This window comes from Stenotrophomonas maltophilia, from assembly GCF_013464915.1.
GTDB lineage: Bacteria > Pseudomonadota > Gammaproteobacteria > Xanthomonadales > Xanthomonadaceae > Stenotrophomonas > Stenotrophomonas maltophilia_AT.
The window spans coordinates 1-1,063 of sequence record NZ_RAVT01000095.1; the positions used below are offsets into that span (position 1 = coordinate 1).

The window sequence follows — 1,063 nt, forward strand, 5'->3', positions numbered from 1 at the left end:
TTGCGGGCATTGAGGATCACCAGCATTTTCCGCATGACCGCCACCAGTGCCACCTTGCTCGCTTTACCCTTGGCCTTCAGGCCTGCATAGAAATCGCGGAGCTTTGGCTCGTACCGGATCGCCGTCAGGGCCGCCATGTAAAGGGCCTCGCGTACCACCGCGCGCCCGCCACTGATGCGCCGTTGGCCATGCCAGGTGCCGCTTTCGCGGTTCATCGGCGCCAAGCCCACCAGTGATGCAATGGCTTTGCTTCCCAGGCTGCCCAGCTCGGGCAACTCGCAGGCAAGGGTGCTGACCAGAATTGGCCCGACGCCCTTCACCGAGCCGATGTTCTGCCAACCGGGCTGCCCTTCAAGCTGCTCGGCGATAGCTTTGTCCAATTGCTTCAGCTCGTCAGATAGCTGAGCTATATGACGTTGCTTCATCGCGATCAGATCTGGGTCTACCAAACGCCGCAAGCGCTGCATCTCGCTGACCCGCATCTGCACCAAGTGCCTGCGGCACTGGGTAAATTCAGCCAGACGTTGTTGCCAGGGCGCAGGCGGTACGTAGTGGGTAAGCGACAATAGATGGGCCATCTGCGCAAGCACCGTGGCATCGATTCGATCGGTTTTTGCAGCCCGCCCGATGCCCTGAGCAAACCGTCGTACCCGCGCGGGATTGATGCGTACCATGGGCAGACCGGCAGCATGCAAGGCATCCAAAGCATCCCGCTCGTAACCTCCGCTTGCCTCAAGAACGACCTGCTTGATGGGCCACTTCTTCAGCCACCGGACCAAGCTGGCAAAGCCACGCTTGTCGTTGCTGAATTGGCGAAACTGCTCTCCGTGGACGGCCACATCCAACATGGCCTTGCTCACGTCGATCCCGATCCCAAACATGGCAGAACTCCGCTAGGCTGACAGGGTCGAGAGCTCTCCCAGCTAGCCCAGTCTTATCAGTTCGAGCGCCAACTCAACCAACTGTTCGGGCGTTTCAGGGAGATTCCGGCGTGGGGACCCAAGCTACTTCACGGTCGAAAGACCTAGATCCACACGGTCGCCCACGCCGGGCTCTCGGCACC

1 protein-coding gene is annotated in these 1,063 nt (G+C 60.4%); it reads right to left on the bottom strand.

Going from position 1 to position 1,063, the window contains the following annotated elements:
• Positions 1 to 881, bottom strand: an 881-nt coding sequence (locus D7T59_RS21085; RefSeq protein ID WP_180853539.1) for an IS110 family RNA-guided transposase, incomplete at its 3' end; no start/stop codon positions are given.
• Positions 882 to 1,063: the final 182 nt, after the last annotated feature.